Origin of the sequence: Marinimicrobium locisalis (assembly GCF_039822625.1) — a bacterium.
Lineage (GTDB): Bacteria > Pseudomonadota > Gammaproteobacteria > Pseudomonadales > Cellvibrionaceae > Marinimicrobium > Marinimicrobium locisalis.
On record NZ_JBDLLG010000005.1, the window covers coordinates 43,357 to 67,906 of the forward strand.

General features: G+C 58.7%; 22 protein-coding genes. 4 read left to right on the forward strand and 18 right to left on the reverse strand.

Features of this window, described 5'->3' with window-relative positions; all coding sequences use genetic code 11:
- Positions 1 to 64: 64 nt before the first annotated feature.
- The 6 genes from AAE514_RS04840 to AAE514_RS04865 form a co-directional block, all read right to left on the reverse strand.
- Positions 65 to 451 (reverse strand): DUF6746 family protein, encoded by a 387-nt coding sequence (locus AAE514_RS04840; RefSeq protein ID WP_347330386.1) that lies wholly within the window; start codon positions 449 to 451, stop codon positions 65 to 67.
- Between the two features lie 143 nt (positions 452 to 594).
- Positions 595 to 1,929: a GGDEF domain-containing protein gene (locus AAE514_RS04845; RefSeq protein ID WP_347330387.1), complete on the reverse strand. Its 1,335-nt coding sequence runs from the start codon at positions 1,927 to 1,929 to the stop codon at positions 595 to 597.
- Positions 1,930 to 2,063: 134 nt separating this feature from the next.
- Positions 2,064 to 3,176, reverse strand: a complete 1,113-nt coding sequence (gene mnmH, locus AAE514_RS04850; protein WP_347330388.1) for a tRNA 2-selenouridine(34) synthase MnmH — start codon at positions 3,174 to 3,176, stop codon at positions 2,064 to 2,066.
- A 141-nt stretch (positions 3,177 to 3,317) separates the two neighbouring features.
- A complete protein-coding gene (locus AAE514_RS04855) occupies positions 3,318 to 4,691 on the reverse strand; it encodes a sigma 54-interacting transcriptional regulator (RefSeq protein ID WP_347330389.1) in 1,374 nt (457 codons plus the stop codon).
- Positions 4,688 to 5,242, reverse strand: coding sequence for a hypothetical protein (locus AAE514_RS04860; protein ID WP_347330390.1), 555 nt, complete (start codon positions 5,240 to 5,242; stop codon positions 4,688 to 4,690). The genes AAE514_RS04855 and AAE514_RS04860 overlap by 4 nt, the downstream gene beginning before the upstream one ends.
- Positions 5,239 to 6,723, reverse strand: coding sequence for a sensor histidine kinase (locus AAE514_RS04865; RefSeq protein ID WP_347330391.1), 1,485 nt, complete (start codon positions 6,721 to 6,723; stop codon positions 5,239 to 5,241). Before AAE514_RS04865 ends, AAE514_RS04860 begins: the two co-directional genes overlap by 4 nt.
- 298 nt (positions 6,724 to 7,021) lie before the next feature.
- Here AAE514_RS04865 and AAE514_RS04870 point away from each other — a divergent pair, with 298 nt between their 5' ends.
- Positions 7,022 to 7,321: an EF-hand domain-containing protein gene (locus tag AAE514_RS04870; RefSeq protein ID WP_347330392.1), complete on the forward strand. Its 300-nt coding sequence runs from the start codon at positions 7,022 to 7,024 to the stop codon at positions 7,319 to 7,321.
- A gap of 155 nt (positions 7,322 to 7,476) precedes the next feature.
- Entirely contained in the window at positions 7,477 to 8,031 is a 555-nt protein-coding gene (locus tag AAE514_RS04875; protein ID WP_347330393.1) for a porin family protein, read from the forward strand.
- A gap of 162 nt (positions 8,032 to 8,193) precedes the next feature.
- Here the strand turns inward: AAE514_RS04875 and AAE514_RS04880 are convergent, their stop codons facing one another.
- Positions 8,194 to 10,998 (reverse strand): TonB-dependent receptor, encoded by a 2,805-nt coding sequence (locus AAE514_RS04880; protein ID WP_347330394.1) that lies wholly within the window; start codon positions 10,996 to 10,998, stop codon positions 8,194 to 8,196.
- Between the two features lie 552 nt (positions 10,999 to 11,550).
- Between AAE514_RS04880 and AAE514_RS04885 the strand changes: the two genes are divergently transcribed.
- Entirely contained in the window at positions 11,551 to 12,396 is an 846-nt protein-coding gene (locus AAE514_RS04885) for a tRNA threonylcarbamoyladenosine dehydratase (RefSeq protein ID WP_347330395.1), read from the forward strand.
- On the opposite strand, the gene AAE514_RS04890 is transcribed toward AAE514_RS04885, so the two are convergent.
- The 11 genes from AAE514_RS04890 to glyA all read right to left on the reverse strand — a co-directional run bounded on the left by AAE514_RS04890 (position 12,373) and on the right by glyA (position 23,000).
- Positions 12,373 to 13,149, reverse strand: coding sequence for a TatD family hydrolase (locus AAE514_RS04890; protein ID WP_347330396.1), 777 nt, complete (start codon positions 13,147 to 13,149; stop codon positions 12,373 to 12,375). The genes AAE514_RS04885 and AAE514_RS04890 overlap by 24 nt on opposite strands.
- 7 nt (positions 13,150 to 13,156) lie before the next feature.
- Positions 13,157 to 14,152, reverse strand: coding sequence for an SMP-30/gluconolactonase/LRE family protein (locus tag AAE514_RS04895; protein WP_347330397.1), 996 nt, complete (start codon positions 14,150 to 14,152; stop codon positions 13,157 to 13,159).
- Positions 14,153 to 14,197: 45 nt separating this feature from the next.
- Positions 14,198 to 16,132 carry an acetate--CoA ligase gene (gene acs / locus AAE514_RS04900; protein WP_347330398.1) on the reverse strand — a complete coding sequence of 645 codons (1,935 nt, stop codon included), beginning with the start codon at positions 16,130 to 16,132 and terminating at the stop codon, positions 14,198 to 14,200.
- Positions 16,133 to 16,387: 255 nt separating this feature from the next.
- Positions 16,388 to 16,768, reverse strand: coding sequence for an aspartate 1-decarboxylase (panD, locus tag AAE514_RS04905; protein ID WP_347330399.1), 381 nt, complete (start codon positions 16,766 to 16,768; stop codon positions 16,388 to 16,390).
- 26 nt (positions 16,769 to 16,794) lie between these two features.
- Entirely contained in the window at positions 16,795 to 17,649 is an 855-nt protein-coding gene (gene panC / locus AAE514_RS04910) for a pantoate--beta-alanine ligase (protein WP_347330400.1), read from the reverse strand.
- Between the two features lie 187 nt (positions 17,650 to 17,836).
- Positions 17,837 to 19,177: a replicative DNA helicase gene (gene dnaB, locus AAE514_RS04915; protein WP_430623879.1), complete on the reverse strand. Its 1,341-nt coding sequence runs from the start codon at positions 19,175 to 19,177 to the stop codon at positions 17,837 to 17,839.
- Between the two features lie 182 nt (positions 19,178 to 19,359).
- Positions 19,360 to 19,806 (reverse strand): 50S ribosomal protein L9, encoded by a 447-nt coding sequence (gene rplI / locus AAE514_RS04920; RefSeq protein WP_347330402.1) that lies wholly within the window; start codon positions 19,804 to 19,806, stop codon positions 19,360 to 19,362.
- A gap of 49 nt (positions 19,807 to 19,855) precedes the next feature.
- Positions 19,856 to 20,704, reverse strand: a complete 849-nt coding sequence (locus tag AAE514_RS04925) for a YybS family protein (RefSeq protein ID WP_347330403.1) — start codon at positions 20,702 to 20,704, stop codon at positions 19,856 to 19,858.
- Positions 20,705 to 20,738: 34 nt separating this feature from the next.
- Entirely contained in the window at positions 20,739 to 20,966 is a 228-nt protein-coding gene (gene rpsR / locus AAE514_RS04930) for a 30S ribosomal protein S18 (protein ID WP_027328467.1), read from the reverse strand.
- A 3-nt stretch (positions 20,967 to 20,969) separates the two neighbouring features.
- Positions 20,970 to 21,443 carry a 30S ribosomal protein S6 gene (rpsF, locus tag AAE514_RS04935; RefSeq protein WP_347330404.1) on the reverse strand — a complete coding sequence of 158 codons (474 nt, stop codon included), beginning with the start codon at positions 21,441 to 21,443 and terminating at the stop codon, positions 20,970 to 20,972.
- A 291-nt stretch (positions 21,444 to 21,734) separates the two neighbouring features.
- A complete protein-coding gene (gene glyA / locus AAE514_RS04940; protein WP_347330405.1) occupies positions 21,735 to 23,000 on the reverse strand; it encodes a serine hydroxymethyltransferase in 1,266 nt (421 codons plus the stop codon).
- A gap of 278 nt (positions 23,001 to 23,278) precedes the next feature.
- Here glyA and AAE514_RS04945 point away from each other — a divergent pair, with 278 nt between their 5' ends.
- Entirely contained in the window at positions 23,279 to 24,550 is a 1,272-nt protein-coding gene (locus tag AAE514_RS04945) for a DUF3300 domain-containing protein (protein ID WP_347330406.1), read from the forward strand.

Consider the following 24,550-nt stretch of genomic DNA (forward strand, 5'->3'; position numbering starts at 1 on the left):
ATAGGGGCCGGCTTTTTTTATTGCTTGAAGGGCGGGTGCCCGCCGGGGTTTTACCACCCGGGCGCTATTGCTCGCCCTCTCCCAGTTGCAATGTCTCCGCAATCTCGAAGTAAGCTCGGCCGCTGCCCTGAACGGTTTCTGTCTTGGCCGTCTCCGAGGCCAGGTGGACCTGCTCAAGCAGCACCGCGAGCACTTTCATTTCTTTGTTCATCTTACCCAGGGCATTTTCCAGGGTGTAACTCAACTCGTGCACGCGGGCCAGGTCGGCGCTGGTCACCTCGCCTTCCAGCAGTTTACGCAGCTCACGGTTGCCTTCGGTAAAGTTGGCTACGGCCTGCTCCAGCGTATCCGCCGGCTTACCCTGGTAGTGCTCCAGCCTGTCCTCCGCTTGAACGGAGCAGGCCAGTGCGGCCAGCAGGGGTAACATCATCAGGGGGCGTTTGAATGTCATGGGGTGTCCTCGTCGGTTGAGCGGCCCGTCAATGGGGCGATTATAGGGGAACAACTAAATGAGAAGCATTTCCATATAATCGCATACCCACGCTCTACCGACAATCCCCCGGGCGGGGTATTTATGACGTTGAGTCCGCCCCTTTAGTCGGCCACCTCAACCCGGTTGCGGCCCAACTCCTTGGCGAGGTAGAGGGCCTCATCCGCCCGATAAAACAGTTGCTCAACGCCCTCGCCCTCCCTCAGGGTCGCCACGCCGAAACTGACGGTGATCGGTGCCGGCGTACCGAACCGCTCGCCTTCCACCAGTGCCCGCAGCTTCTCTGCAAGATTGGTCGCCTCCGCCCGGCCGGTATTGGGGCACACCAGCGCGAACTCTTCCCCGCCCCAGCGAGCAAAGCCGTCACTGGCACGAATGTTTTCTTGCACCGCGCTGGTGAGCCCCGAGAGAATCTGGTCCCCCACGCCGTGGCCGTGGTTGTCGTTCACCACTTTAAAGTGATCCACATCCAGAAATATCAACGACAACGGCTCGCCGTGGCGACGAAACGCCAGCAACCCCTCTTTTATAGCCGCTTCCACCCCTTCCCGGTTAAAGGCGCCGGTCAGGGGGTCTTTTCTCGCCCGTTCCTCCAACGAGCGCCCCCGGCGGTCCAGCAAGCGGTTCACTTCCAGCAGCTCCCGCTCCCGCCGGCTTTTAAGCGTTACCTCCTGTTTGAGCCGCCAGATTCGGGCCGCCAGAAAGCCCAATGCCACTAGCACCCAGGTGGCCATAATGCCGAAATACCACTGTTCGGAGGACACGAGCTGTCCGACAAATTTCACCTTTGACAGGCTGAAACGGTGTTCCCCCGCTACCGGCGCCTGGCCGGTCTGGACTTCTAGGACCACGATATTGTCAAATTGGGGATGGGTGAGTTCCGGTGGCAACCGGTTGTGTTGAAACCACCAGTTGGCCACAAAAAAGTCCTTCATGGAAAAGGAAGTAGGGCCATCGCCTTTCACACGTTCCCGACTGAACTCCACTTGGTTGTATTTGGTGCTGTCGTTTTTGTTCGGCACGCTGTAAGCCGGGTCATAATTGCGCAAATAGACGCGAATGGTTTCAGTGGGCCCTTCGTAATCCAGCCATAGGTGAATCTGGTCATAGCGGGATAAATCCAGCCCTCTTTGCCGCCGATGGGGGTCAAAAATCATCTCAAAGCCGCAAAAACTGTACTGTGCTTGCTTCCTCAGGTTACAGCGCCAGCTCATCGCTGTGGGATCCAGAATCTCAGACTCGCTACTTCCCCCCGAGACCGAGTCGTCGTAAACCGCCAAGGCAGCATCACTGGCATCCAGGGTAAGAGTGGTCTCCAGTATGGGCCGCTCGGCCACCACCGCCACCACGGTGAGCACAACCAACACCGCCAGCGCTTTTTCCAACCCAAAGGTTGTTCGGCCGTCTGCTTTCTTGATGGTATCGGAGCCCCGACTCATTCAGTCTTCCCCTGTTCATTTGTCCGACAACCTTATCCTAGCTGGCCACTCCAGGAAAGTCGAAGATTGTCGGCGCTTGGTGTCGCGCCAGTACCGCTGTACCGGCTCGGTGGCTGGTGAAAGACGGGCCGAGGTCAGAGCCTCAAGCCCATCTGCGTTTGCAGATAGTCCGCCACGGCTTGAGCATCGCCGCGAAAGCGAACCCGATCGGCCTTTCTCTCCAGTTGATAGCGATACATAGGGTCGTAGTACTCTTCGAGCAAAGCCCGAATCCAGCTGCGGTGGAGCTGCGCCTCCCCCCGCTCGTGTGCGGCCAACGCCTGTTCGAGCAGGCGGTTCATTTCGGCGTAGCGAGCCCCCCCCAGACGTTTTCGAATCCGCCCCAGGGACAGGCGCAGGTCCTCCGCAAACCGCTCAAAGCCCCGCTCTTCGCCCTCGTGGGCCTGCCACTCGGCCAGCTTGCGCAGAATATAATTAGTATAGGTATGTTCCACCCGGGCCGGTAGGGAGGTTTCCAGTACCACGATGGGCGCGCGTGCCATGGCCTCTTTCAGCGGCTGCGGCAGTACGCAGCGTCCGATCAGGTGGCTTTCATCCTCCACCAGCACCGGCTGCTCGGTCCGGCGGTGGTGGCATCGCAGCAGATCCACCGCGATGGCGTTTTCAAAATCAATTTGGCTCGGTTGGCCTCCTACCCGCCGACCAAAGGCACTGCCCCGATGGTTGGCGCGCCCTTCAAGGTCGATACTCTGGGGCCAACGCCAAAGGAAGTCGGTTTTGGCGACCCCGGTGCGCCCGGCCAGGATGACCAGCGGTTGAGCGTGGCACAGCTGCTCCATTTGTTCCAGAAGGAACCAGCGCATAGCCTTGTAGCCGCCGACGATGCGAGGGTAGTCACAACCCGCTTCCCCAAGCCACTGCTGGCAAATTTGGGAGCGCAAACCTCCACGAAAACAGTACAGCAGGCCATCGGGGTGGGCCCGGGCAAACTCCAGCCAGGCTTCCACGCGCGCCTGCTTAACGGGGCCCTGGACCAGCTCGTGCCCCAGCTCAATCGCTGCGGTCTGGCCCTGCTCTTTATAGCACGTCCCCACCCGGGCGCGTTCGTCATCGGTCATCAGCGGCAGGTTGACCGCCCCGGGGAAAGCGCCCTTGGCGAACTCCACCGGCGCCCGGGTATCGATCATCGGGGTATCCCGAAGAAAGATACCGAGGTAGTCATCTGTCTCAAAGGGGCGCTCAGCCATGGGGGCTCCGGATCGGCGAGTCGAGAATCGAGCGGAAATTATACGGGCTGCGCGCGGTGGTTTCCATGCCACCGGGGGCGTGATTAACAAGAGCCTGGCAAAGCGCGCGGCACGGGCACCGCGCTCTTCTAAAAGTGGCTGTTAGGTAACCGGCCGGAAGCGGTCGCTTTCCAGGTCGTGACGCTTCATGATTTTGTGAAAGTCAGAGCGGTTGCGGCCGGACAATCGAGCGGCTTCGGTAATGTTGCCGCTGGTCATTCGCAGCAGTCGCACCACGTAGTCCCGCTCAAACTGCTTTTTGGCTTCCTTAAGAGGCATCAGTACCGGCTCTTCCTGTTGGGGCAGCACTTCCGCCACCAGCGTCTCAGGAATGACCGTGGTGGGGGCCAGCGCCACCAGCTGTTCAATCACGTTGCTCAGTTGGCGAATGTTGCCGGGCCAATCGTACTGCAGCAGCAACCGCTGCCCCCCCGGTGAAAGCTGACGAACTGAATCACCGGTCCGCTTGGCAATGGCCTGCAGGAAGTGGTGGCTAAGTAGGGGGATGTCTTCTTTGCGCTCGCGCAGCGGTGGCAACGCCAATTGGGCGACGTTGAGTCGGTAGTAAAGGTCCTCCCGGAAGGTCTGCTCGGCAATGGCTTCGTCCAGATCCCGGTGGGTGGCGGACAGCACCCGAACGTCGATCGGTTGATCCGCCGTGGAGCCCAGCGGCCTGACTTTGCGCTCTTGCAGCACCCGCAGCAACTTTACCTGCAGGCCAATGGGCATATCTCCGATTTCATCGAGAAAGAGCGTGCCGCCATCGGCCGCGATGAACAGGCCTTCCCGGTCCTGAGTGGCGCCGGTAAAGGCCCCCTTGGTGTGGCCAAACAACTCCGACTCCAACAGGTCCGCGGGAATGGCGCCGCAGTTCACAGCAATGAAGGGCGCATCGGCCCGTCGGCTGGCCTTGTGTACCGCTTGAGCCAACAGCTCTTTACCCGTACCGCTGTCCCCACCGATCAACACATTGATGTCGCTACGGGCCAGCCGTCGGGCCTGCTCCAGGCATTTAAACATGCTCTCGCTGCGGGTGACGATGGCATCGGACCACTGGGCGTCGGGCACGGGCCCGGTGCCTCCCAGTTCAATCGCCTGCTCCAGCACCTGACGCAGTTCGCGGTTGTCCACCGGCTTGGTAAGAAAGGAAAACAGGCCCTGTTGAGTGGCATCCACCGCTTCGCGGATCGAACCGTGGGCGGTGAGCATAATCACCGGGAGGTTGGGCCAGTGTTGCTGCAGGTGATAAAACAGCGTCATGCCATCCATCGGCTCCATGCGCAGGTCGGTGATCACGGCGGCGGCGGATTCCTGCTCCAGGCTCGCAATGGCATCGGCGCCACTGGCCGCTGTGTGAACCCGATAACCATAGGCATTAAGCCGCATGCTCAACAACTGCAGTATGCCCGGGTCATCATCCACCAGCAGAATCAGCGGGGCTTTTTCGGTGTCCTTATCAGGCTGGGTTTGCGTCATGGCTGGGCTCCCCTTTGGCCGGAGGTGTCCGCGCCATCGGAGGCCTCACCCATCTCGGCCTCGATCGCGCGAATGCCTTGAATCATATCGTCCAGTTTTTTTTGCGTCGAGTGTAGCCGCCGCTCAAGTAAAGCGTAGGACTCCGCTTGGGCGGCCAGCAAATCCAGCAAGGCGGCCACATCCTTCGCATGCGGCTCCATGTCCCGGGCCTGAACCAGCGCGTTGGCCAAGAGCCCTGGAGTTTGGTCCGGCGCACAGGAGGCCAGCATAAGCGTTCGCATCACCGCCTGCCGGGAGGATTGTTCGAGATAGTCTTGAATTAACGCATCACGTTCTTCCTTGGGGCGGGCGCACTGCACACGACGGAACCCCAACAGCGCGTTAGCGGTGTTTGCGGGCTCGACCTTCGGTTCAGACCGCCGCTGAAGCACTACGGGGCAATCCAAAGGACTGTTTACCTCGGATGGCGCCTGTGACTGGCGATCGTTTTGTATTAGCGTGCACCCCACCAGGGACAGCAGCAATACGCCCAGAGTACCCATTCGTGTCATGCGACATTCTCCTGATCAGCTAATGGGGTCATTGGAAAGCGTAAGAGGAAACGACTGCCCTGGCCGGCTCGGGATTCGATTCGAACGTCTCCTCCCAGCCGAACGACCGACTCTTTCACAATAGCCAGTCCGACGCCGCTCCCGTGCACCGAACCGTGCCGCCGCACATGCCCCTGCACAAAGGGCTGAAAAATCTTTTCCTGTTCGGCCACCTCAATGCCCGGCCCCTCATCCGCCACGGAAATCCAGGCATCGGCGCCCTCGATTCCCCAGCATACAGTCACGCGTCCCTCGTCGGGGGAGTAGTGGTAGGCGTTGGAGAGCAGGTTGGATAGTATCATCTCTAATAGTTGTGGGTCGGTTTCCAGTGTGTCGGGCTGCCCCCGGCACTCCCAGATAACTCGGTGGCGCCAATTCTGTTGATCCAGCCGGCCGGTCAGTTTGGAGCACAATTCAGACATCACCACGGGCTGGCGTCGTAAACCAACATTGTGGGTCGTTACGTTGTAGTTCAATAATTGCTGAATAAGTTCCTGAAGACTGTGGGAATTTTCCAGCAGTATGCGCACCACAGACTCCTGCTTTGCATTTATGGGGCCGGGCACTTCATCTTTCAACAAGGACCCGGCCTCAACGATTGCCGAGAGTGGCGTTTTAAGTTCGTGGGAAACATGTCGAAGAAAAGCCTGTTTTTGATGGTCCGCGGCGCGCAGCTGATCCCGCATCCATTCCAACCGCTCGCCCAACGCTTGGAAGTCCCGCGGGCCGGTCACGGCAATGGGTGTGTTCCAGTCTCCGTGGCCGAGATTGCGAATGGCCCAGGAAAGCCGGCGAATCGGCCGAATCATTTGCAAAAAGCCCAGCGCCATCAGCGCCAGCGTCAACGGCAGGCTTATCACCCCCAACAGGAACAGCCTCTCTAAAATATCCTGCAGCGCCAATTCGCCACGACTTTGAAGCGCTTCACTATAGTCGGAGACAGCCGAACCTAGTTGCCCCCGGGTCTGACCCAACTCCTGAAGCGCCGAGGTAAAGGACTCCTCATCAGAACGCTCCAGTACGACGGGTTCAAGCTCCGCGAGCGCGGCACTTAACGCCGTCAAAGTAGCCGCCAGTTCTTGGTGTTGCGCTTCAGCAACAGGGCCGCCCTGAGCGCGACTCTCGCGGCGTAAAAAATCTCTCAGCTCCCCGACCCCAACAAGAATTGTTTGATATTTTTCCGCGTAAGGTTCGAGAAACGTATCGTCGCGCAATAAACGGTATTGCCGGGCAAAACGTTCGAGGTCGCGTGTCTCTTCGTTAAGCTCGCCGTGACGGGCCTGAAGCGTGTCCGAACGGCTCACTAATTCGCGCTGTAGTTGTAGTTGTTGATAGAGCGACCAAGACGCGTAAGCGACCATCGCAAAAACCGGCACCAGAGTAACCATGGCAATCAGTAGCCACTGCTGGGACAGCGATAACCCTTTGGGCTTGTGGGGCATGGGGGAACTCCTCTTCACCATGGCCTGATTCAACGCCTTTTCCAAACAACCTTCAAACTGTTGCTCTTTAGCGACACCCTAAACCCGCCATTTTAGCGGGCTTGAGCGGCTTGAGGGGTAAACCCCGTCGCAATTTAGCAACACTACAGCCCCTCCGAGATCGGTACGCCTGACACCAAAAATACGTAAATCACTGATATTTATGGATTTTTATATTGTGGCACAGCCTTCGCATTATCCTCGGTGCCAGCGCAATAAAACGCTGGCAACACATCAACAGGAACGATGAGGTGACATTATGAACATGAAGACTATTTACGCGTTGACGGCCACTGCTCTGTTTTCTCTGGGTTCTCTGTCCGCTGTAGCTCAAGATTGGGGCGACGACAGCGAGACTGATACCGAGACCGGTACTGAAACCGAGTCTACCTACGAGAGCGGTACCAACGATAGCTCCGCCTTTTCTGTTATCGACCAGAACGGTGATGGCAGCATCGATAAGGACGAAGCTCGCAACGCCGGCGTTAGCGACAGCCGCTTCGAATCCATGGACGCCAATGGAGATGGAACCGTGTCGCAATCGGAGTACGAGGGATAAAGCGACTGCACCCACTGGAACCTTAGGGTGCTCGGAGCGAGGGGGCACGGAAGTCACCCTCGACTCCGCCTTCCTTTTAACGAATAATCATAGGGACCATGTTTGCGTCGTTAACGGCGCAAAAATTTTCGTAACAACCAAAGAGGAACCATCGCATGAAACAATCAATTGTTTACGGTTTTGCCGGCTTGCTGACTCTTACATCTGGAGCGGTTCTGGCACAATCTTCGGACGATGACGCCCACGTTTACATAGGCGGCAGCTATGGTGGCTTTAAAGCCAGCGGCGGCGAATTCGACGATGAAAAGGATCTAATCGAAGTCTCTTTCGGTGGTTTCTTTAATCCCTATCTCGGCCTTGAAGCCAGCGGCACCTATTTTGGTGAGTATGGCGGCGACTTGGCCACGGCCGAAGCCGAAGGCTATGGCATGGCTCTGATCGGACGCGTACCGCTGTCTGATACTTGGGGCCTGTATGCCAAGGGCGGCCAATTCTTCTGGGACGCCAGCATTGACACTCCCTTCGGCAGCGCCGAAGCCGATGGCGATGATCCTTTCTTCGCCGCGGGCACGGACGTAGAGCTAAGCTCCCACCTGAGCATGATCATTGAATACAGCCGCTACCAGATCGACACCGAAATCGAAGATCTGGAGGGCGTGGAAGATACGGACCTGGACACCGTTAAGGTGGGCGTTCGCCTAGAGTTCTAATTCAGACTTCACTCCACCCACTTGCGCCAGCAAGTTGACCGGCCCACTCCCCCGGGCCGGTTTTTTTATGTCTGTCCAGGGGCCGCTCAAAAAAAAACGCCACCCGATAAAGGTGGCGTCTCAGTGGATCAAACCGGGCTCACTCTAAGGCGAAAACCGGAGCTAGTAAGTGTAACGCAGCCCCAGGTAAACCTCGCGTCCGGTGGTGTTGTATTCACGCACCAGATTCAGATCACCCTGCGGACCGGTCGTATAAAGCCGCTCGGCCTCGTTGGTCATGTTGATGCCTTCCAGGGTCACTTTCAGATCGTCAGTGATGTTATAGAAAGCGGACATGTCCAGGCGAGTCGGCCCGGTCGTCGCGTGCTGCGCGTTGCCGTTGCTGCCGTTGGGACTGGTGATGTAATCATCCCGACTGTTCCACGAGCCCCGAACACCGAAGCGGTCGGTTTCGTAGTACAGCGTAAAATTGTAGCTGCTCTCGGACAGCCCCGGCAGTGTGCTGACCACATCATCAAAGCGGGCCTCCGACTCCACATAGGTGTAGTTGGCAATGGTGCCCATGTTGTTGAAGGGTGCAGGCAGGAAGGTGAAGGTTTGCTGATAGGCCAGCTCGAAACCATCCAGCTGGGCGCCGTCACCGTTGACCGGCTGCGACACGAACCAATCGCTTCCATCAACAGGCACCACGCTGGGGTCGTAAAGCGGAGAGTCGGGATCATACTCAGGGTAGCTCGCTACAACCTGACGCAGCTCCGAGGACAAGGCGCCTTCCACTTCGTCACCGGCGATGAAGCTCTCGATGTCTTTATGGAAGACGGTCAGTGCCAGCAACCCTTGGTCCCCGAAGTACCACTCCACGCCCAAATCCACGGCGTTGGCACGAATGGGATCCAACTCCGGATTGCCCCGACCGATGTTACCATTACGTGGCGTCACGTTAGTGACGGTGGGCGAGAGACTGCCCAAGCCGGGGCGGGTCATGTTCCGAGAGATATTGGCTCGAAGCAGCAGGTCTTCCTCGAGCTCCCAAACGATGTTGGTCGAGGGTAGAACGTCGGTGTAGTTGTTTTCCCCGGTCAGCGGGGAAATTTCACCGGTAACGGGGTTCTCAGCCACACCTTCCGAGGTCATAAAAGTACGGGCGAGTCGAAGGCCGGTATTGACTCGCAGAGGACGACTGAAGACGTCGGTCTCAAAATCCAACTCACCGTAGACACCCATGGTTTCTTCCTGAACATTCCAGGAAGAAGAGTCAAGCGGAGCCGCAGTGAACTGCCCCGCATTGTAGGCTTCGATGGTGTTGTCAAAATTGGCCACCAACCAGTTGGTGGGGAAGCCGTCGGGCGCGTCCAGCCCTGTGGCGAAATCATCCACTCCCAATTCACGGATATTGGTAGTGAGGGAATCTGAAGTATCAGAAGGCGGCGTAAGGGTGCCCTCGGTGGGATCATAACGCAGTGAGTCCACCTCCCGGTCATTGTAGATAAAGCCGGTTTTGAACGTGGCGCCGCCCTGATGGGTGACCAAATCCACACTGAAGGTGTTGTTATCACGATCGACCACATCTTTGCGAATTACCGGGCCGGTAAATTCGTAGTTATTATGGTCCATGATATCAAAACCGTAACTCATCTCGGCGATATTGGCATTCGGGCCGAAGTCGAATGAGAAGGTGGACGCATCAGTCGCCGTCAGGTTAAACCGGTACTGCTCCTCGTCATGCTTGGAGGAGGCATTCCCCAATACAACGCTCAGCGTTGTCTGGTCCGACAAGTCATAGTCCGCGCTGAACACGGTTTGAAGAAAGTCGGTTTCCGAAAACTGCCCACGGCTTTCAGAGCGCGGCTGCACGTTGCTGAAGCTACCCGCGACCATGTAGCGGCCACTTGGGTCCAACGTTACGCTTTCGGGGGTAATCGTGTCCTGAAGGTTACGGAACTGCGCAAAATAGTTGTAGGACTCGCGATCGTTTTCCAGCTTGGAGCCCACCAGATCCAGACTCATTTCCAGCCGATCGTTGGGGCGGAACTGAAACGAGGCGGTCGCACCGGTGCGATCTTGAGTGTTGCCGAAGTAATCCATTCGCGGCAAGCGGGGGTGCCACATGTAATCCAGGGGTTCATCCCCGGATGTATATTCAGAGTGGTTGGCCGCCGGGTTGGCCGTGCCGGTCACCTCGGTCCCGGTGGTATCGGCCCATCCGCGATCGCCGTTGGCAAAGGGCGACGTCCAGCGCACGGTGCCGAAACCTTCCTGTCGCACGGTGCGGGTCGATTGGGCGATGGAGAACAAGGCGCCGAAGGTCTCGTCCATGAAGGTGTTGCTGACCAGGGCCGAGAAACGCGGATCCTCCTCACCGGCCACATTGTCGACAGTCATCTGTGCGCTGGCGCTGAGGTTCAGCCCCGGATTATCAAAAGGTTTGGCGGTATGCAGTTCCACCGTGCTGGCCAGGCCGCCCTCTTCTACTGAAGCGGTAGTGGACTTGTGAATATCAATACGATTAAACAGTTCGGAGGCAAAAATATTGAAGTCCATGGAACGGCCGCGGTTCACGCCCCCGGAGGAGTCCAAACCGCCGGCGCCACCGGGCACTTCCATGCCGTTGAGGGTACTGCGGGTAAAGTCTGGCCCCAAACCACGCACGGTAATACTGCGGCCTTCCCCCCCTTCGCGGGTGATCGCCACGCCGGGCACCCGCTGGAGGGATTCGGCGAGGTTCAAGTCGGGCATTTTGCCCATGTCTTCGGCAACGATACTTTCGACGTTATTGGCAGAGTCACGTTTGATATCAAGCGCACGTTCCAGGCTCTGGCGAAACCCCGTGACCACGACTTCCTCCATTGCGGGTTCGCCGTTGGTTGATGTTTGAGCCTGAGCCGCACCTGCAATCGCCATAGCCAGAGCGGTCATTGAAGTGTTGGCCAAGAACCGGCGACCAATGCGTTTTTTCATGTAGGACATGATGCCTCCTGAGTTATTATCTCTTTACGGTTATTATCAATCTCTCACCACTGTCATCAGCTTCCCCCTGTTAAAACAGGAAAGAACATAAGCTCAGCGACGGGCAACCGCCGTCCTATTCAGAATCGACGGAACTAGAACGGGCATCACCACAGCGACAATGGATAGCCTCTGCGAACCAACACAGATAAGCCAACGCGCAAGATTTACAAAGGCACCTTGGAAGCAGGCACACTCAGGGGGACGCAATAGAGCACTTTTTTCTTGGCAAAGCATCTCCATTGGCAGACAGAATGACACATGATGTGCTCATTTCTCCCATTCCTCTCTCTCACTCAAACTATCATCACTTATGGTTATCGCCGGTCGCTTTTGCGGTGCCCAACACCCGGAGGCATTACCACACCAAGCTTATATTAGAATCCAGCGTTTTAATATTTGCATAGGTTTTTATATATCTCAACCCCTTTAGAACAATTTTTAGCCGAAGTGTGACAAATCCTTTAAAATGGCGTCAAAGGCGCCCGTACTCTTTTCATTCATCGGAGACTTATGAAATCGACTGCCAGCACCGACACCCCCGAATTAAGTAGTGGTTACCGACAACGCTTTGGAGCCTTGGGCCGGCTCTACGGAGAGGCCGCGCTTGAGCACCTGGCCGGGGCTCACATCGCGGTGGTGGGTTTGGGAGGCGTTGGGAGCTGGGCTGCGGAGGCCTTGGCTCGCACCGGCATCGGCACTCTGACATTGATTGAGCTCGATGGCGTTTGTGTCACCAACACTAACCGGCAGCTGCATGCCCTGGAGGGCTATATTGGCGCCTCGAAAAATCAGGTGGTCAGCGACCGGCTCAGGGCCATTAACCCAGAGCTGACCATTCACAGCGAGGAGACGTTCCTGACCAGCGACAATGTGGAGGCGCTGATCGGTCCACGGCATGATGTTGTTATTGATGCCATTGATGCTGCTCACATTAAGGCACACTTGGTCGCCTACTGCAGTCGCCGGAAAATGCGCCTGGTTACCGTGGGTTCCTCCGGCGGCAAGCGGGACCCGAAACAAATTGTCTGCCATGACCTGGCGCAAACGGCCTATGACCCCATGCTGCGCAAGGTTCGCAATTTACTCTATCGGCATTATGGATTTCGCAAAGATGCCAAGCGGCGCTTTCGAGTCGATGCCATTTACTCCAACGAGCAGATGCACTTCCCTCAACTCGACGGCAGTGTGTGCACGGGGGACAAAGGCAACCGGGACCCGGACAGCGGCGTCAAACTCGACTGCGGCGGGGGTCTGGGGTCGGTCTTGATGGTAACCGGGAGCTTCGGCTTTGCGGCTGCGGCCCAAGCCGTGGAACGATATCTACAGGACCGCTCAGTGCTCAAGCCCAAAAAGTAACCGGGTGTTCTCGCCGGTAGCGGCGGCCAGTTCCGCAAGGCTTAGGCCCCGGAGCTCGGCGAGCACGCGGGCGACCTCGGGCAGATATTCGGGGCTGTTTCGCTCCCCCTGCCGGCCGCACAGGGGCATGTCGGGCGCATCCGTTTCCAGCAGAAGTGCCTCAAGGCGCACCCGACTAACCGCCTCACGGGTTTTCTTCGCCCGCTCGTAAGTGATGGTACCGCCAATGCCCAATCGAAACCCCATTTGCGAATAGGTCTCGGCGATGTCTGCACTGCCGCTGAAAGCGTGGATAACGCCACCGCGCTCCAGCGGGTAGCGCTTCAGCCACCGAATCAACTCGTTGTGGGCCTTAACGCAGTGGAGGACAATGGGGAGCCGCCGCTCGGAGGCAAGCTGCAGGTGCTGCTCAAGCAGCTTTTCCTGCTCTGCCATGGGGGTATCAGTAAACTTATCCAAACCGCACTCCCCCACCGCCACGCAGCGGGAGGTCGCCAGAGCCCGGCGGCATGGGTCAAGCCACTCGTCCTCCCGAACTTTATGCTGCCACCAAGGGTGAACGCCGGCGGCGAAATACCAGCCGGCTGTGGTCTCGCAAAGTGCCCGGGCCCGCTCCCATTGGCGAGGCTCGGTGCCGGGAATCAGCAGCTGTCGAATCCCCAGCGATCGACATCGGGACCAGATGTCGCTTCGGTCTTCATCAAAAGCCTCGAAATCGAAATGACAATGGCTGTCGATCAAGTCCGGGGGCATACCTCACTCAGCGCCAGCGATAGGCAATCACGGAGTTGGTGAAGAACGTCGGGATATAGGCGACACCGTCATCGGGGTTCCAACCGAGATCGGCGGTATTCATTCTCGGGTCGCGGGTATCCATCAGGCGGTTAACGTCACCCTTGTTGACGTGGTAAACCAGCCCCACCCAGCAAGTGACGAGAAACTCATCGGTGCCGATTTTCTCAACCCCATCAATGCCGGCTTCAAAGCCGGTGGCCACGGTGTGCTGCTTGCCATTGGGGGTAACTTTAAGCAGCGTCTTGCCCGCTCCGACATACAGCGTTTTACCCTCGGCGTACAGGCCATTGGGATCTTCAAGCCCCTCAAGGAAGAGGGTTACCTCACCCTCACGATCAATCTGATGAACCTTGCCGGTCCGGGTATCGGACACATAAACCTTGCCCGAGCGGTCAACGGCCACATCATTCAGAAAGACCGCTCCTTCCACCGGCATGCGGGCGTCAACCTGGCCGGTTTTAAGGCTAATGGCAACAACTTCATCCAGGTCGGCCACGTACAGAGTGTCGCGGAAAACTGCCATGCCTTTGGGGGCATTCAGACCTCTTACCCAATCTTGGTCCAGGATTTCGCCACTGACGGACAGCTTGGCAATGCCTCCTTTCCCGTCGGCCTTGGCGCCTTCGCCATCGATTTCCGAAACCAACAGGTACGGTTCCCCGTCCGCCTCATGGTAGAGGACGGACTCGGGCACACGCAGGCCTTCGGTTTCCCACTGGCGCTCAAGGGAAGGCTTTTTGCCTGCCGCTGAGGGCTCCTTACCCGCCGCTGAGGGCTCATTCCCTGCCGCTGAAGGCTCCTTACTCGCCGCTGAGGGCTCTTTACCCGCCGCTGAGGGCTCTTCACCCGAAGCTGAAGGCTCTGCCACCGTCGGCAGGGCGAGCGTAAGCAAGGTCGCTCCCGTCAGGAGGGCCTGCCACAGGGCCCGGGTTTGACGGCTTTTTTGCGGTTTTCCTCTCATTCTCGACTCCCTTTGGGGGTTGATGTGGGCGGGGTCACCAAGCGGTTAGCCGCCCCGGTTTTCGATCAGGTCATCCACCACTGTCGGGTCGGCCAGTGTGGAGGTGTCCCCCAGGTTGTCCAGTTCATCCGCGGCAATTTTGCGGAGAATACGCCGCATGATTTTGCCCGAGCGGGTTTTGGGCAAGCCCGGTGCCCACTGGATAATGTCCGGCTTGGCGATGGAGCCGATCTCTTTCACGCAGAGGTCCACCAACTCCTTGCGCAGCTCGTCACTGGGTTCTTCGCCCCTCATGAGGGTCACATAAGCGTAGATGCCCTGCCCCTTGATGTCGTGGGGGTAACCCACCACGGCCGCTTCGGAGACTTTGGGGTGGAGCACCAGGGCGCTTTCCACCTCGGCGGTCCCCATCCGGTGACCGGAAACATTCAGTACATCGTCCACCCGGCCGGTAATCCAGTAGTAGCCGTCCTCGTCACGGCGGGCCCCATCACCGGTGAAATAATACCCCGGGTAAGCGCTGTAGTAGGTGTCGATGCAGCGTTGATGATCTCCGTAGACGGTGCGCAGCTGGCTGGGCCAGGCAGCCTTGATGGCCAGGTTGCCGGAACCGGCGCCTTTGACTTCATTGCCCTCGTTATCCAGCAGCACCGGCTGAACACCGAAGAACGGCAAAGTGGCCGAACCGGGCTTAAGGTCGGTGGCCCCGGGCAGCGGGGTGAGCATGTGGGCCCCGGTTTCCGTTTGCCACCAGGTATCCATAATGGGACAGCGCCCCTCGCCCACCACTCGATAGTACCACTCCCAGGCCTCCGGATTGATGGGCTCGCCCACAGTGCCCAGCAGTTTTAGGGACTCCCGCGAGGTTTCTGTGACCCACTTATCGCCCGCGCCCATCAGCGCTCGGATCGCCGTGGGGGCGGTATAGAAGGTGTTGATTTGGTGCTTATCCACGACCTGCCAGCAGCGGGAGGCGTCCGGGTAGGTAGGCACCCCTTCAAACATCACCGTGGTCGCGCCATTGGCCAGCGGCCCGTAGACGATATAGGTGTGGCCGGTCACCCAGCCCACATCGGCGGTGCACCAGTACACATCCCCTTCCTGGTGGTCGAACACGTACTTGTGGGTCATGGCCGCCTGCAGCAAATAACCGCCGGTGGTGTGCATTACGCCTTTGGGCTTGCCGGTGGAGCCCGAGGTGTAAAGGATAAAGAGCGGGTCTTCGGCGTCCATCATTTCCGGCTCGCAGTCATCCGGCTGACTCTCTACCGTGTCGTCGTACCAGATATCCCGACCTTCCTTCCACGCAATGTCGGCGCCGGTACGCTTCACCACCAGACAGGTGTGCACGTCCGGGCAGTTGTCCAGGGCTTTCTCCGCATTGGCTTTCAGGGGAATCCGTTTACCACCCCGGACCCCCTCATCCGCGGTGATCAGGACGCGACAGTCGGCATCGAGAATGCGGTCCTTAAGGGCATCGGGAGAAAAGCCTCCAAACACCACCGAGTGAACCGCGCCCACTCGGGCGCAGGCCAGCATGGCGTAGGTGGCCTCTGGAATCATGGGCATGTAAATGCATACCCGGTCGCCCTTTTTCACCCCCCGTTCGCGCAACAGATTCGCCAGGCGATTCACTTCGGTCGACAGCTCGCGGTAGGTGATCATTTGATCTTCGGCGGGGTCGTCACCCTCCCAGATAATGGCGACCTGGTCGGCGCGGGTTTCCAGGTGACGATCAACACAGTTCACGCTGACATTGAGCTTGCCGCCCTTGAACCAGGCGATTTCGCCCTTGCGCAGGTCACTCTCGCACACCGTGTCCCAGGGCTTATCCCAGGTGAGGAAGGCCTCGGCCTGCTCTGCCCAGAAACCGTCAGGGTCCTCCACCGAGCGCTGATACATTTCCCGATACCGTTGGGCATCGATGTCGGCTTGCTTCTTGAAGGTCTCGGGAACAGGGTACAGGTGTTGTTCGGACATGAATGGCCTCGCTTGCTGATGTCGATTATCCAGTGGGCTGCGCCGCTAATTCGGTAACACTCAGCCCACTAGTGACTGTAGACGATGTCGCATAGCTTTAAAATTAAGCTTAACAGCAGTTCACGAGATTGGCCACGGAGAACGTGGCCCAGACGCCAGCCCACCCGCCTGGGAACGCTTTATGGAGTTGAAGAGCGGGAGGGAGGCAAAGAGGCCCCCAGCCGGGGCGGGTGGCCCGGCTGGGGGTTCGACAGGCTAGGCCACTTGCGTGGGGATGGTGTTTGAGGTGCGCTCGACGCGGTTTGACTCGTCCAGGTAAACCAAGCGGGGCTTGTGATTGAGCAGCTCCGCCTCGCTGTAGTGGCCGTAGCTGGCAATAATCACCCTGTCGCCCACCTGAACCTTGCGCGCGGCGGCGCCGTTCATGGAGATGGTGCCCGAGCCCGCATCCGCAAGAATGACGTAGGTGGTAAACCGCTCGCCATTGTTGACGTTGTAAATGTCGATTTGCTCGAATTCGCGCAAACCCGCCAGCTCCACCAAGTCGCGATCAATCGCGCAGGAGCCGTCGTACCAAAGTTCGGCCTGTGTCACCGCGGCCATGTGCAGTTTGCCTTTCAGCAGGGTTGAAAGCATAAGCTTCTCCCGTGTTCGGTGTGGACCTAAGCGTCCAACACTAGGGATACATTGTCAATCAAGCGTGCCCCCCGGGTGTACATGGCACCCAGGATGGTAATATCGGCGTCATCATCCGCCGCCGGGTCCAGGGTGTGACTATTGCGCACACTGACGTAGTCGGGCCTGAAACCCGCTGCCTGAATTTGTTCCTTCGCCGTTTCAGCCAAGACGAGGTAATCCCGCCGGCCCTCTTGAACCTGGTCCCGAATCCAACACAGGCTCCGATATAACTGAGACACCGTCGGGCGCTCATCTTCTCCAATAAAACTGTTCCGCGAGCTAAGCGCAAGGCCGTCGCTCTCGCGCACAATGACGCCGGCGCGAATCTCAACGGGAAGGCAGAGATCTTCCACCATACGACGAATGACGGCCAGTTGCTGAAAGTCTTTGGCGCCAAATACAGCCTCGTCGGGCTGGACGATATTAAACAGCTTAGTCACTACGGTCGTGACGCCCTCGAAGTGGCCGGGGCGGCTGGCGCCACAAAGCACATCCGTCATTGAAGGGACCACAACCCGGGTCTGCTCTGCCATGCCGTTGGGGTAGATTTCCGTCTCGTCCGGGCAAAACAGGTAATCGCAATCCACCGACTCCAGTTTGGCGGTGTCCGCCTCCAGGGTTCTGGGGTACTTATCCCAGTCTTCATTGAGCCCAAACTGCAAAGGGTTGACGAAAATACTGGTCACCACGCAATCGCACTCGCCCTGAGCCTGCTTCACCAGTGCCAAGTGCGCCTCGTGAAGGTTACCCATGGTGGGCACAAAACCGATACGCTTGCCTTGGCGACGCTCTTCGGCCAGCGCTTTGCGCAACGACTGGATCTGGTGAAAAACCTGCATGACTGGCTCGTTTCGAAGGCGATGTGATGTGCTTGATCCCAGCACCCGAGACAAGCCGGGTGTTACCATTTTACCCAGAGTGGGGCCGAGATAATACACGCTCGAAACGCCATGTACAATCTTTGGCCAGGGGCTGGCCCTCTCGCACCAGCCCCGGGCCGGGGCGGCTTTCCTCTCACTTGAGAGGTTAGAAGTCGTCCTGCTGCATATATTCCGGGGCCAGGTTCTCAAAGCGCGTATATTTACCGATAAAAGCGGCCCGGCTGGTACCGACTTCGCCATTACGCTGTTTGCCGACAATTAGCTCGGCGACCCCTTTGTCCGGGCTATCCTCATTGTAGTATTCATCCCGATAGATAAACAAAATCACATCCGCATCCTGCTCAATCGAGCCCGATTCCCGCAGGTCCGAGTTCATTGGCCGCTTGTTGGGGCGCTGCTCCACCCCCCGGTTGAGCTGAGAGAGGGCGATAACCGGGCAGTCGTACTCCTTCGCCATGGCCTTGAGCGAGCGGGAGATTTCCGAGACCTCCTGGGTCCGGCCCTCACTGGGGCCACTCAACTGCATCAACTGTAGGTAGTCCACCATGATCATGCCCGGGTTGCCGTGTTCCCGGGCGACGCGACGCACCCTGGCGCGCATTTCCGTGGGGGAGAGGCCGGGGGTATCGTCGATAAACAGAAGCTTGTCTTTGAGCTTGCTGACCGCGGCGGAGAGTTTGGGCCAATCCTCCTCGGTGAGCTTACCGTTACGAATCTTGCCCTGGTCAATCCGCCCGATGGAGGACATCATCCGCATCACCAGCGAGGCGGAGGGCATCTCCATACTGAACACCAACGTCGGCCGGCTCTGGGTAAAGATGGCGGATTCCACGAAATTCAATGCCAGCGCGGTCTTACCCATTGAGGGTCGCGCTGCCAGAATAATCAGCTCCCCGGGCTGCCAGCCGGAGGTACGTTTGTCCAAGTCTTCCAGGCCGGAGCTGACGCCGGTGAGATCACTGCCGGAGCGAAACAACTCATCAATGCGCTGGACGGTGCTTTTCAGCAGCTCGTTCAGCTCCAGCAGGCCGCCCTCTTTGGGCCGATCCTCGGCAATTTCCGCCACCCGCTTTTCGGCGATTTGCAGCAGGTCATCCGCATCCAAGCCTAGTGGGTTGTAGCCGGACTTGCTGATTTCCTGGGCCACGCTGATCAGTTGCCGAAGCGTGGAACGCTCTCGCACGATATTGGCGTACGCCAGGATGTTGGCGGCACTTGGGGTGTTGGCGGCCAGCTCGGTCAGGTAACCCAGCCCCCCGACGCGCTCAAGCTCGTCGTGGCGGTGCAGCTCTTCGGACAGAGTGATCACATCCAGGGGCTGATCCTCTTCCGACAGGTCGCACATCATGCGGAAAATCTGTCGGTGATCGTCCCGGAAAAAGTCCTTATCGGAAACGACTTCACGCACCGCTTCCAGGCGCTTATTGTCGAGCATCAGTCCGCCCAGCACCGCCTGCTCGGCCTCTACCGAGTGAGGTGGGGGCATTTTGGCCGCGGAGGCTTCGTCCTCCGGCGGGGTATCCAGCGGTAAGTCAGACATGGAATCTCAACGCAGTTGGTCGCACACAAAAACGGGCACTATCGATCGCTCCCCGGAGGGTCGATAGTGCCCGAATTCGTCAGATTTGTCACCGAACGAGCCGGTCCGGCTCGCCCCTGAGTGTAGGCTTACTCGGCCACCACGCTCAGCTTGACAGTCTGAGTCACCTCGGCGTGCACCTGCACGTCGATGTCGTACTCACCGATTTCGCGAATCGCGCCCTGGGGCAGCTTCACTTCGGCTTTGCTCACTTCAACGCCAGCCTTGGTGATGGCTTCGGCGATATCGCGTGTACCCACGGAGCCGAACAGCTTGCCTTCGTCACCGGCGTTGGCAGCGATGGTCACGCTGACGTCGGCCAGTTTGGCGGCGCGAGCTTCCGCTCCGCTGAGCTTCTCGGCGGCGGCCGCTTCGAGCTCGGCGCGGCGCGCTTCAAATTCCTTAACATTTTCCGGCGTGGCCGGAATCGCTTTGCCCTGCGGCAGCAGGAAGTTGCGGCCGAAACCGGCTTTAACGGCAACTTGGTCACCAATGCCACCAAGCTTGCCCACTTTCTCAAGCAGAATAACGTCCATCTCGTATACCCTCTAAGTTGTATGATCCGGCGAGCAAGGCAGGGGGCACTTAGGCCCGGGGTTTTGCCCGCTCGCGAAAATTCAGCCATGTATCCAGAAATGCCAACACTGCCAACAAATGGGTGGCCGGCTCCAACAGCACCAACACGGCGTAAAACACAAACAGCCACTGAGTGCCCAAGCGTTTGATGGCCACCAGCCGATGCATCATCGCCACCCCTTGCACCACAAGCGGGAAGGCAAACAGCGTCGACCACAGGGCGTACTCCAGCCCCTGAAACAGACAGTACAGGGAGGCCACCATGCACACTATCGCCTGCACCGGGTGCAGCTTAAGCGCTTGAAACTCAGCCCCAAAGCCGCCGGGATTGGCCACCAGCGAATGCCACCAGCGCCCGATCATCAACCCGACCGCGGCGGGGAATGCCATCCCGTAGGCGAGCAACCCCAACACAAAGGCGGCGCCGTACGTGATTGGTTCGGCGTCCGCCGAGCTGGCCATCTCATCACTGAGCTGGTTCCAGCTCTGCACCGCCGACTCCACCGCCGAGGGTGCCAAGGCACCCAGGGTCAGGGCGAACAATGTCGCCAGGGCCACCATGCCCATCAGGCAGGTTGCCCACCCGGTGCCGCGCCCCAAAAACAGCGCTGCCAAGTAGGTGAGCACTACCCCTCCAACCACCGCAGTGGCGACTGCCGGGGCAATCTGACTAAAGCCGAGCAGCAGCAGTGAGGGCAACAGGCCCCACAGCAAAATCAGCAGACCGTTGTTTCGTCCCACGCGCAGTGTGACCAGAGCCACCGTGGCGGGGGTCAGCAGCGGGACCCAATTACCAATCAGGGCCACCGCCGTGGCTTGCAAGCGACCGCGCAAAATAAAGTCAGCCAGCGCTCGCAATGTCGCACTCCTTCAACCGATTGACGGCCGCGATTTACTCGTGGCTGTCGGTGTACGGAATCAGGGCCAGGTAACGAGCACGCTTAATGGCTGAGGACAGCTGGCGCTGATACTTGGCTTTGGTACCGGTAATACGGCTGGGTACAATCTTGCCGGTTTCGGTGATGTACGCTTTCAGTGTTTCCAGATCTTTGTAGTCAATGTGTTTCACGCCTTCGGCGGTGAAACGGCAAAACTTGCGACGACGGAAAAAACGTGCCATCTCTTATTCCCCTTCTTTCTCGGTTGCGGCTTCAGACTTCGTTGCGGCTTCAGACTTCTCTTCAGACGAGCTGCTGCTCTCCTCAGAAGAAGTGTTCTCGCTACTCTCTTCGCGGCGCGCCGGGCGACTTTGCTTGGCGGTACGCTCGCGGGCATCTTTGTCCGCTTTCAGAATGGGAGAATCTTCGGTGATGGCTTCGTCTTCGCGAATCACGAGGTTACGCAGAACGGCATCGTTATAGCGGAAGTTGGTGGTCAACTCTTCCAGTGCCTCATCGGTGCACTCGACGTTCATGAGTACATAGTGGGCCTTGTGGATTTTGTTGATGGAGTAAGCCATCTGACGGCGACCCCAATCTTCCAGGCGGTGAACCTGACCACCAGTGTTCTTAACGCTGGCGGTGTAGCGCTCGATCATACCGGGCACTTGCTCGCTCTGGTCCGGGTGGACCATAAAGACAATTTCGTAATGACGCATTGTTGCTCCTTACGGGTGAAAGCTTCCCCCGAAAACGCTCGGAGTGAAGCAAGGAGTGGCCGAAGCCAAAGGGCCCCGACCGGTTAGGGGCGGCTATTCTAGGGAGTTTGATGGGGGGTTGCAAGCGACATTGCGCACTTTTTGCACAACCGGACGGCCACAGGGCCGTGGCCGTCCGGCCGGTCGCGGCGAGAAGCATGAGCCCACAGCACCCTTGGGAGCTAAAATGTCGGATTACGCCTAGCTAATCCGACCATCCGCGGGAGTTTCGGCGCCGCGCGCCGCCGCGAATCAGTGGCCGTAAACCGGAAACTTGCCGCAAATGTCCAACACCTTGCCTTTAACCTCTTCGATCACGGTGTCGGCGTTGCCGGCTTCCAGCGCGTCGAGAACGTCGCACATCCAGTGAGCCAGTTGTTTACAGTCATCCTCCCCAAAGCCCCGGGTGGTAATAGCGGGGGTTCCCACCCGCAGCCCGGAGGTAATGAACGGCGAGCGCGGGTCATTGGGGACGGCGTTCTTGTTCACAGTGATGTTTGCACGACCCAGGGCCTCATCGGCATCTTTACCGGTGTACTCCTTGCCGATCAAATCCACCAGCATCAAATGGTTCTCGGTACCACCGGAGACGATCTTGATGCCGCGCTCAATAAAGGTGGACGCCATGGCCTTGGCGTTTTTTACTACCTGCTGCTGGTAGGTCTTGTACTCCGGCGCCATGGCTTCTTTAAAGCTAATGGCCTTGGCGGCGATTACGTGCATCAGGGGGCCGCCCTGACCGCCGGGGAAGACGGCGGAGTTAAGTTTTTTCTCAATCTCTTCGTTGGCCTTGGCCAGAATGATGCCTCCGCGGGGCCCACGCAGGGTTTTGTGGGTGGTGGAGGTGGTGACATCGGCAATCCGCACCGGACTCGGGTACACCCCGGCGGCCACCAGGCCGGCCACGTGGGCCATATCCACCAGTAAGTAAGCACCCACTTCATCGGCAATATCGCGGAACTTCTGCCAGTCGATCACTTGCGAGTAGGCCGAGAAGCCGGCCACGATCATGCGCGGCTTGTGCTCGCGGGCCAGGCTGGCGATTTCTTCATAGTCCAGCTCACCGGTTTCCGGGTTCAGGCCGTATTGAACCGCGTTGTAGACCTTGCCGGAAAAGTTAGGCTTGGCGCCATGGGTCAAGTGCCCGCCGGCATCCAGGCTCATGCCCAGAATGGTATCGCCCGGCTTACACAGCGCCGCGTAGACGGCGGAGTTGGCTTGGGAACCGGAATGGGGCTGAACATTGGCGTAGTCCGCGCCGAACAGCGCCTTGGCCCGCTCGATGGCCAGTTGCTCACTCTGGTCCACATATTCGCAGCCGCCATAGTAGCGCTTGCCGGGGTAGCCCTCGGCGTACTTGTTGGTCAGCTTGGTACCCTGGGCGGCCATCACCAGCGGGCTGGTGTAATTCTCCGAGGCAATCAGTTCAATATGCTCTTCCTGGCGACGGCTTTCATTCTGGATGGAATCCCATATTTCGGGGTCAAAATCGGCAATCGTCTGAGTTTTGTCAAACATGAACACATCCTGAGAAGGGCGACAGGCCAGGAAACAGCCCGCCGGGAATTAAAAATGGAGACGAATTGTACACCAACCGACCAGCGCGCTTCCAAGAAATTTCCTCAAGCACAACCGGACTGGCATTCATTTTGGGGCGCCACACCCCGTTCGGTGTTGGTGCGGAAAGCTCGCCGTTGATCTGTTAACCTACGACATTCAGCTTTGGTTAAGCCGTTCGGGGCTATAACGGAGAGGAATGCTCGCAAAACCGAGCACCACTTCCGGGAGGACACCCCATGAAGACCCAAAAAGTGACCCACACACTCGGGGCGACGCTGCTCCTGCTGCTATTGAGCCTGGGCTCGCTGGCCGAGGACAGCCATTACACCCAAGCCGAGCTGAACCAGCTACTGGCGCCGGTGGCCCTTTACCCCGACACTGTCCTCTCCCATGTGCTGATCGCCAGCACCTATCCCCTGGAGGTGGTTCAGGCCCACCGGTGGACGCAACGGCATCCCGGCCAAGACGGTGGAGCGGCCGTAAGCGCGGTCGAACATGAGCCCTGGGACCCCAGCGTCAAAGCCCTGGTGGCCTTTCCCCATTTGCTCGAGCGCATGAGCGATGACCTGGACTGGACGCAACGCCTGGGGGATGCCTTCCTGCACAATGAAGAAGCCGTGCTGGCAGGTATTCAGGACCTGCGCCAAAGAGCCTACGATTCCGGCCACCTGGAAACCACGGAACATCAGACAGTGGTGGTGGAGCGCAAAACCATTATTGTGGAGCCTCGGGTCTCGGAAGTTATCTACCTCCCCTACTACGACACGCGCGTGGTCTACGGCCCCTGGCGCTGGCACCACCATCCACCGTCGGTTTGGCACCGCCCTTCCCGCGGCTACTGGCATTCGGGCATCTTCTGGAGCTTCGGCGCACGGATTGATCACCACGACTTTTACTTCAGCGGTTTTCACTGGAGCAATCACCACACGGTGGTCATTGATACCCACCACAGCCACAAACGACCACGGCTTCACTCCAGCCGCAGCGTAGTGCGCTACAAAAAAGCCAAACGCTGGCGCCATGACCCGGCCCACCGCCACGGCGTCGAGTATCGCCATACCAACGTTCGCCACAAATACACCACCCCGGGCCGGGCGCAACGGGCTCAACCAGCCAGCACCGAGCGCCGCCACCGGACGGACAGCCTGCAACGCCGGCTGCAATCCCAACCAGAGCACCGAGCCAACCAGAGAAAACCGCCACGTCTGGAGCGCCACGAAAACCGAAAGAAACCTCTGAACGCACGCCGAGACGAGCAGAACCGTGCAGAGCGACAGCGGGAGCAGCGCCGGGAGCCCAACCAAGTTAATGAACGGCGCCACAGCACCCGAACTGACCGCCACCCACGGAACGAACGGCAGGAGCGCCGAAACAACGCCCGGGAGCGCCAACACCGCCAACCGGAGCGCAGCCAGCAAAATTTCCAAAGGAGCACCAGAGAACGGGTGGACGCCGCCCGCAACAGCCGGACCATTACCGACCGAGCGCGGGAACGCCGCGAACGGTAA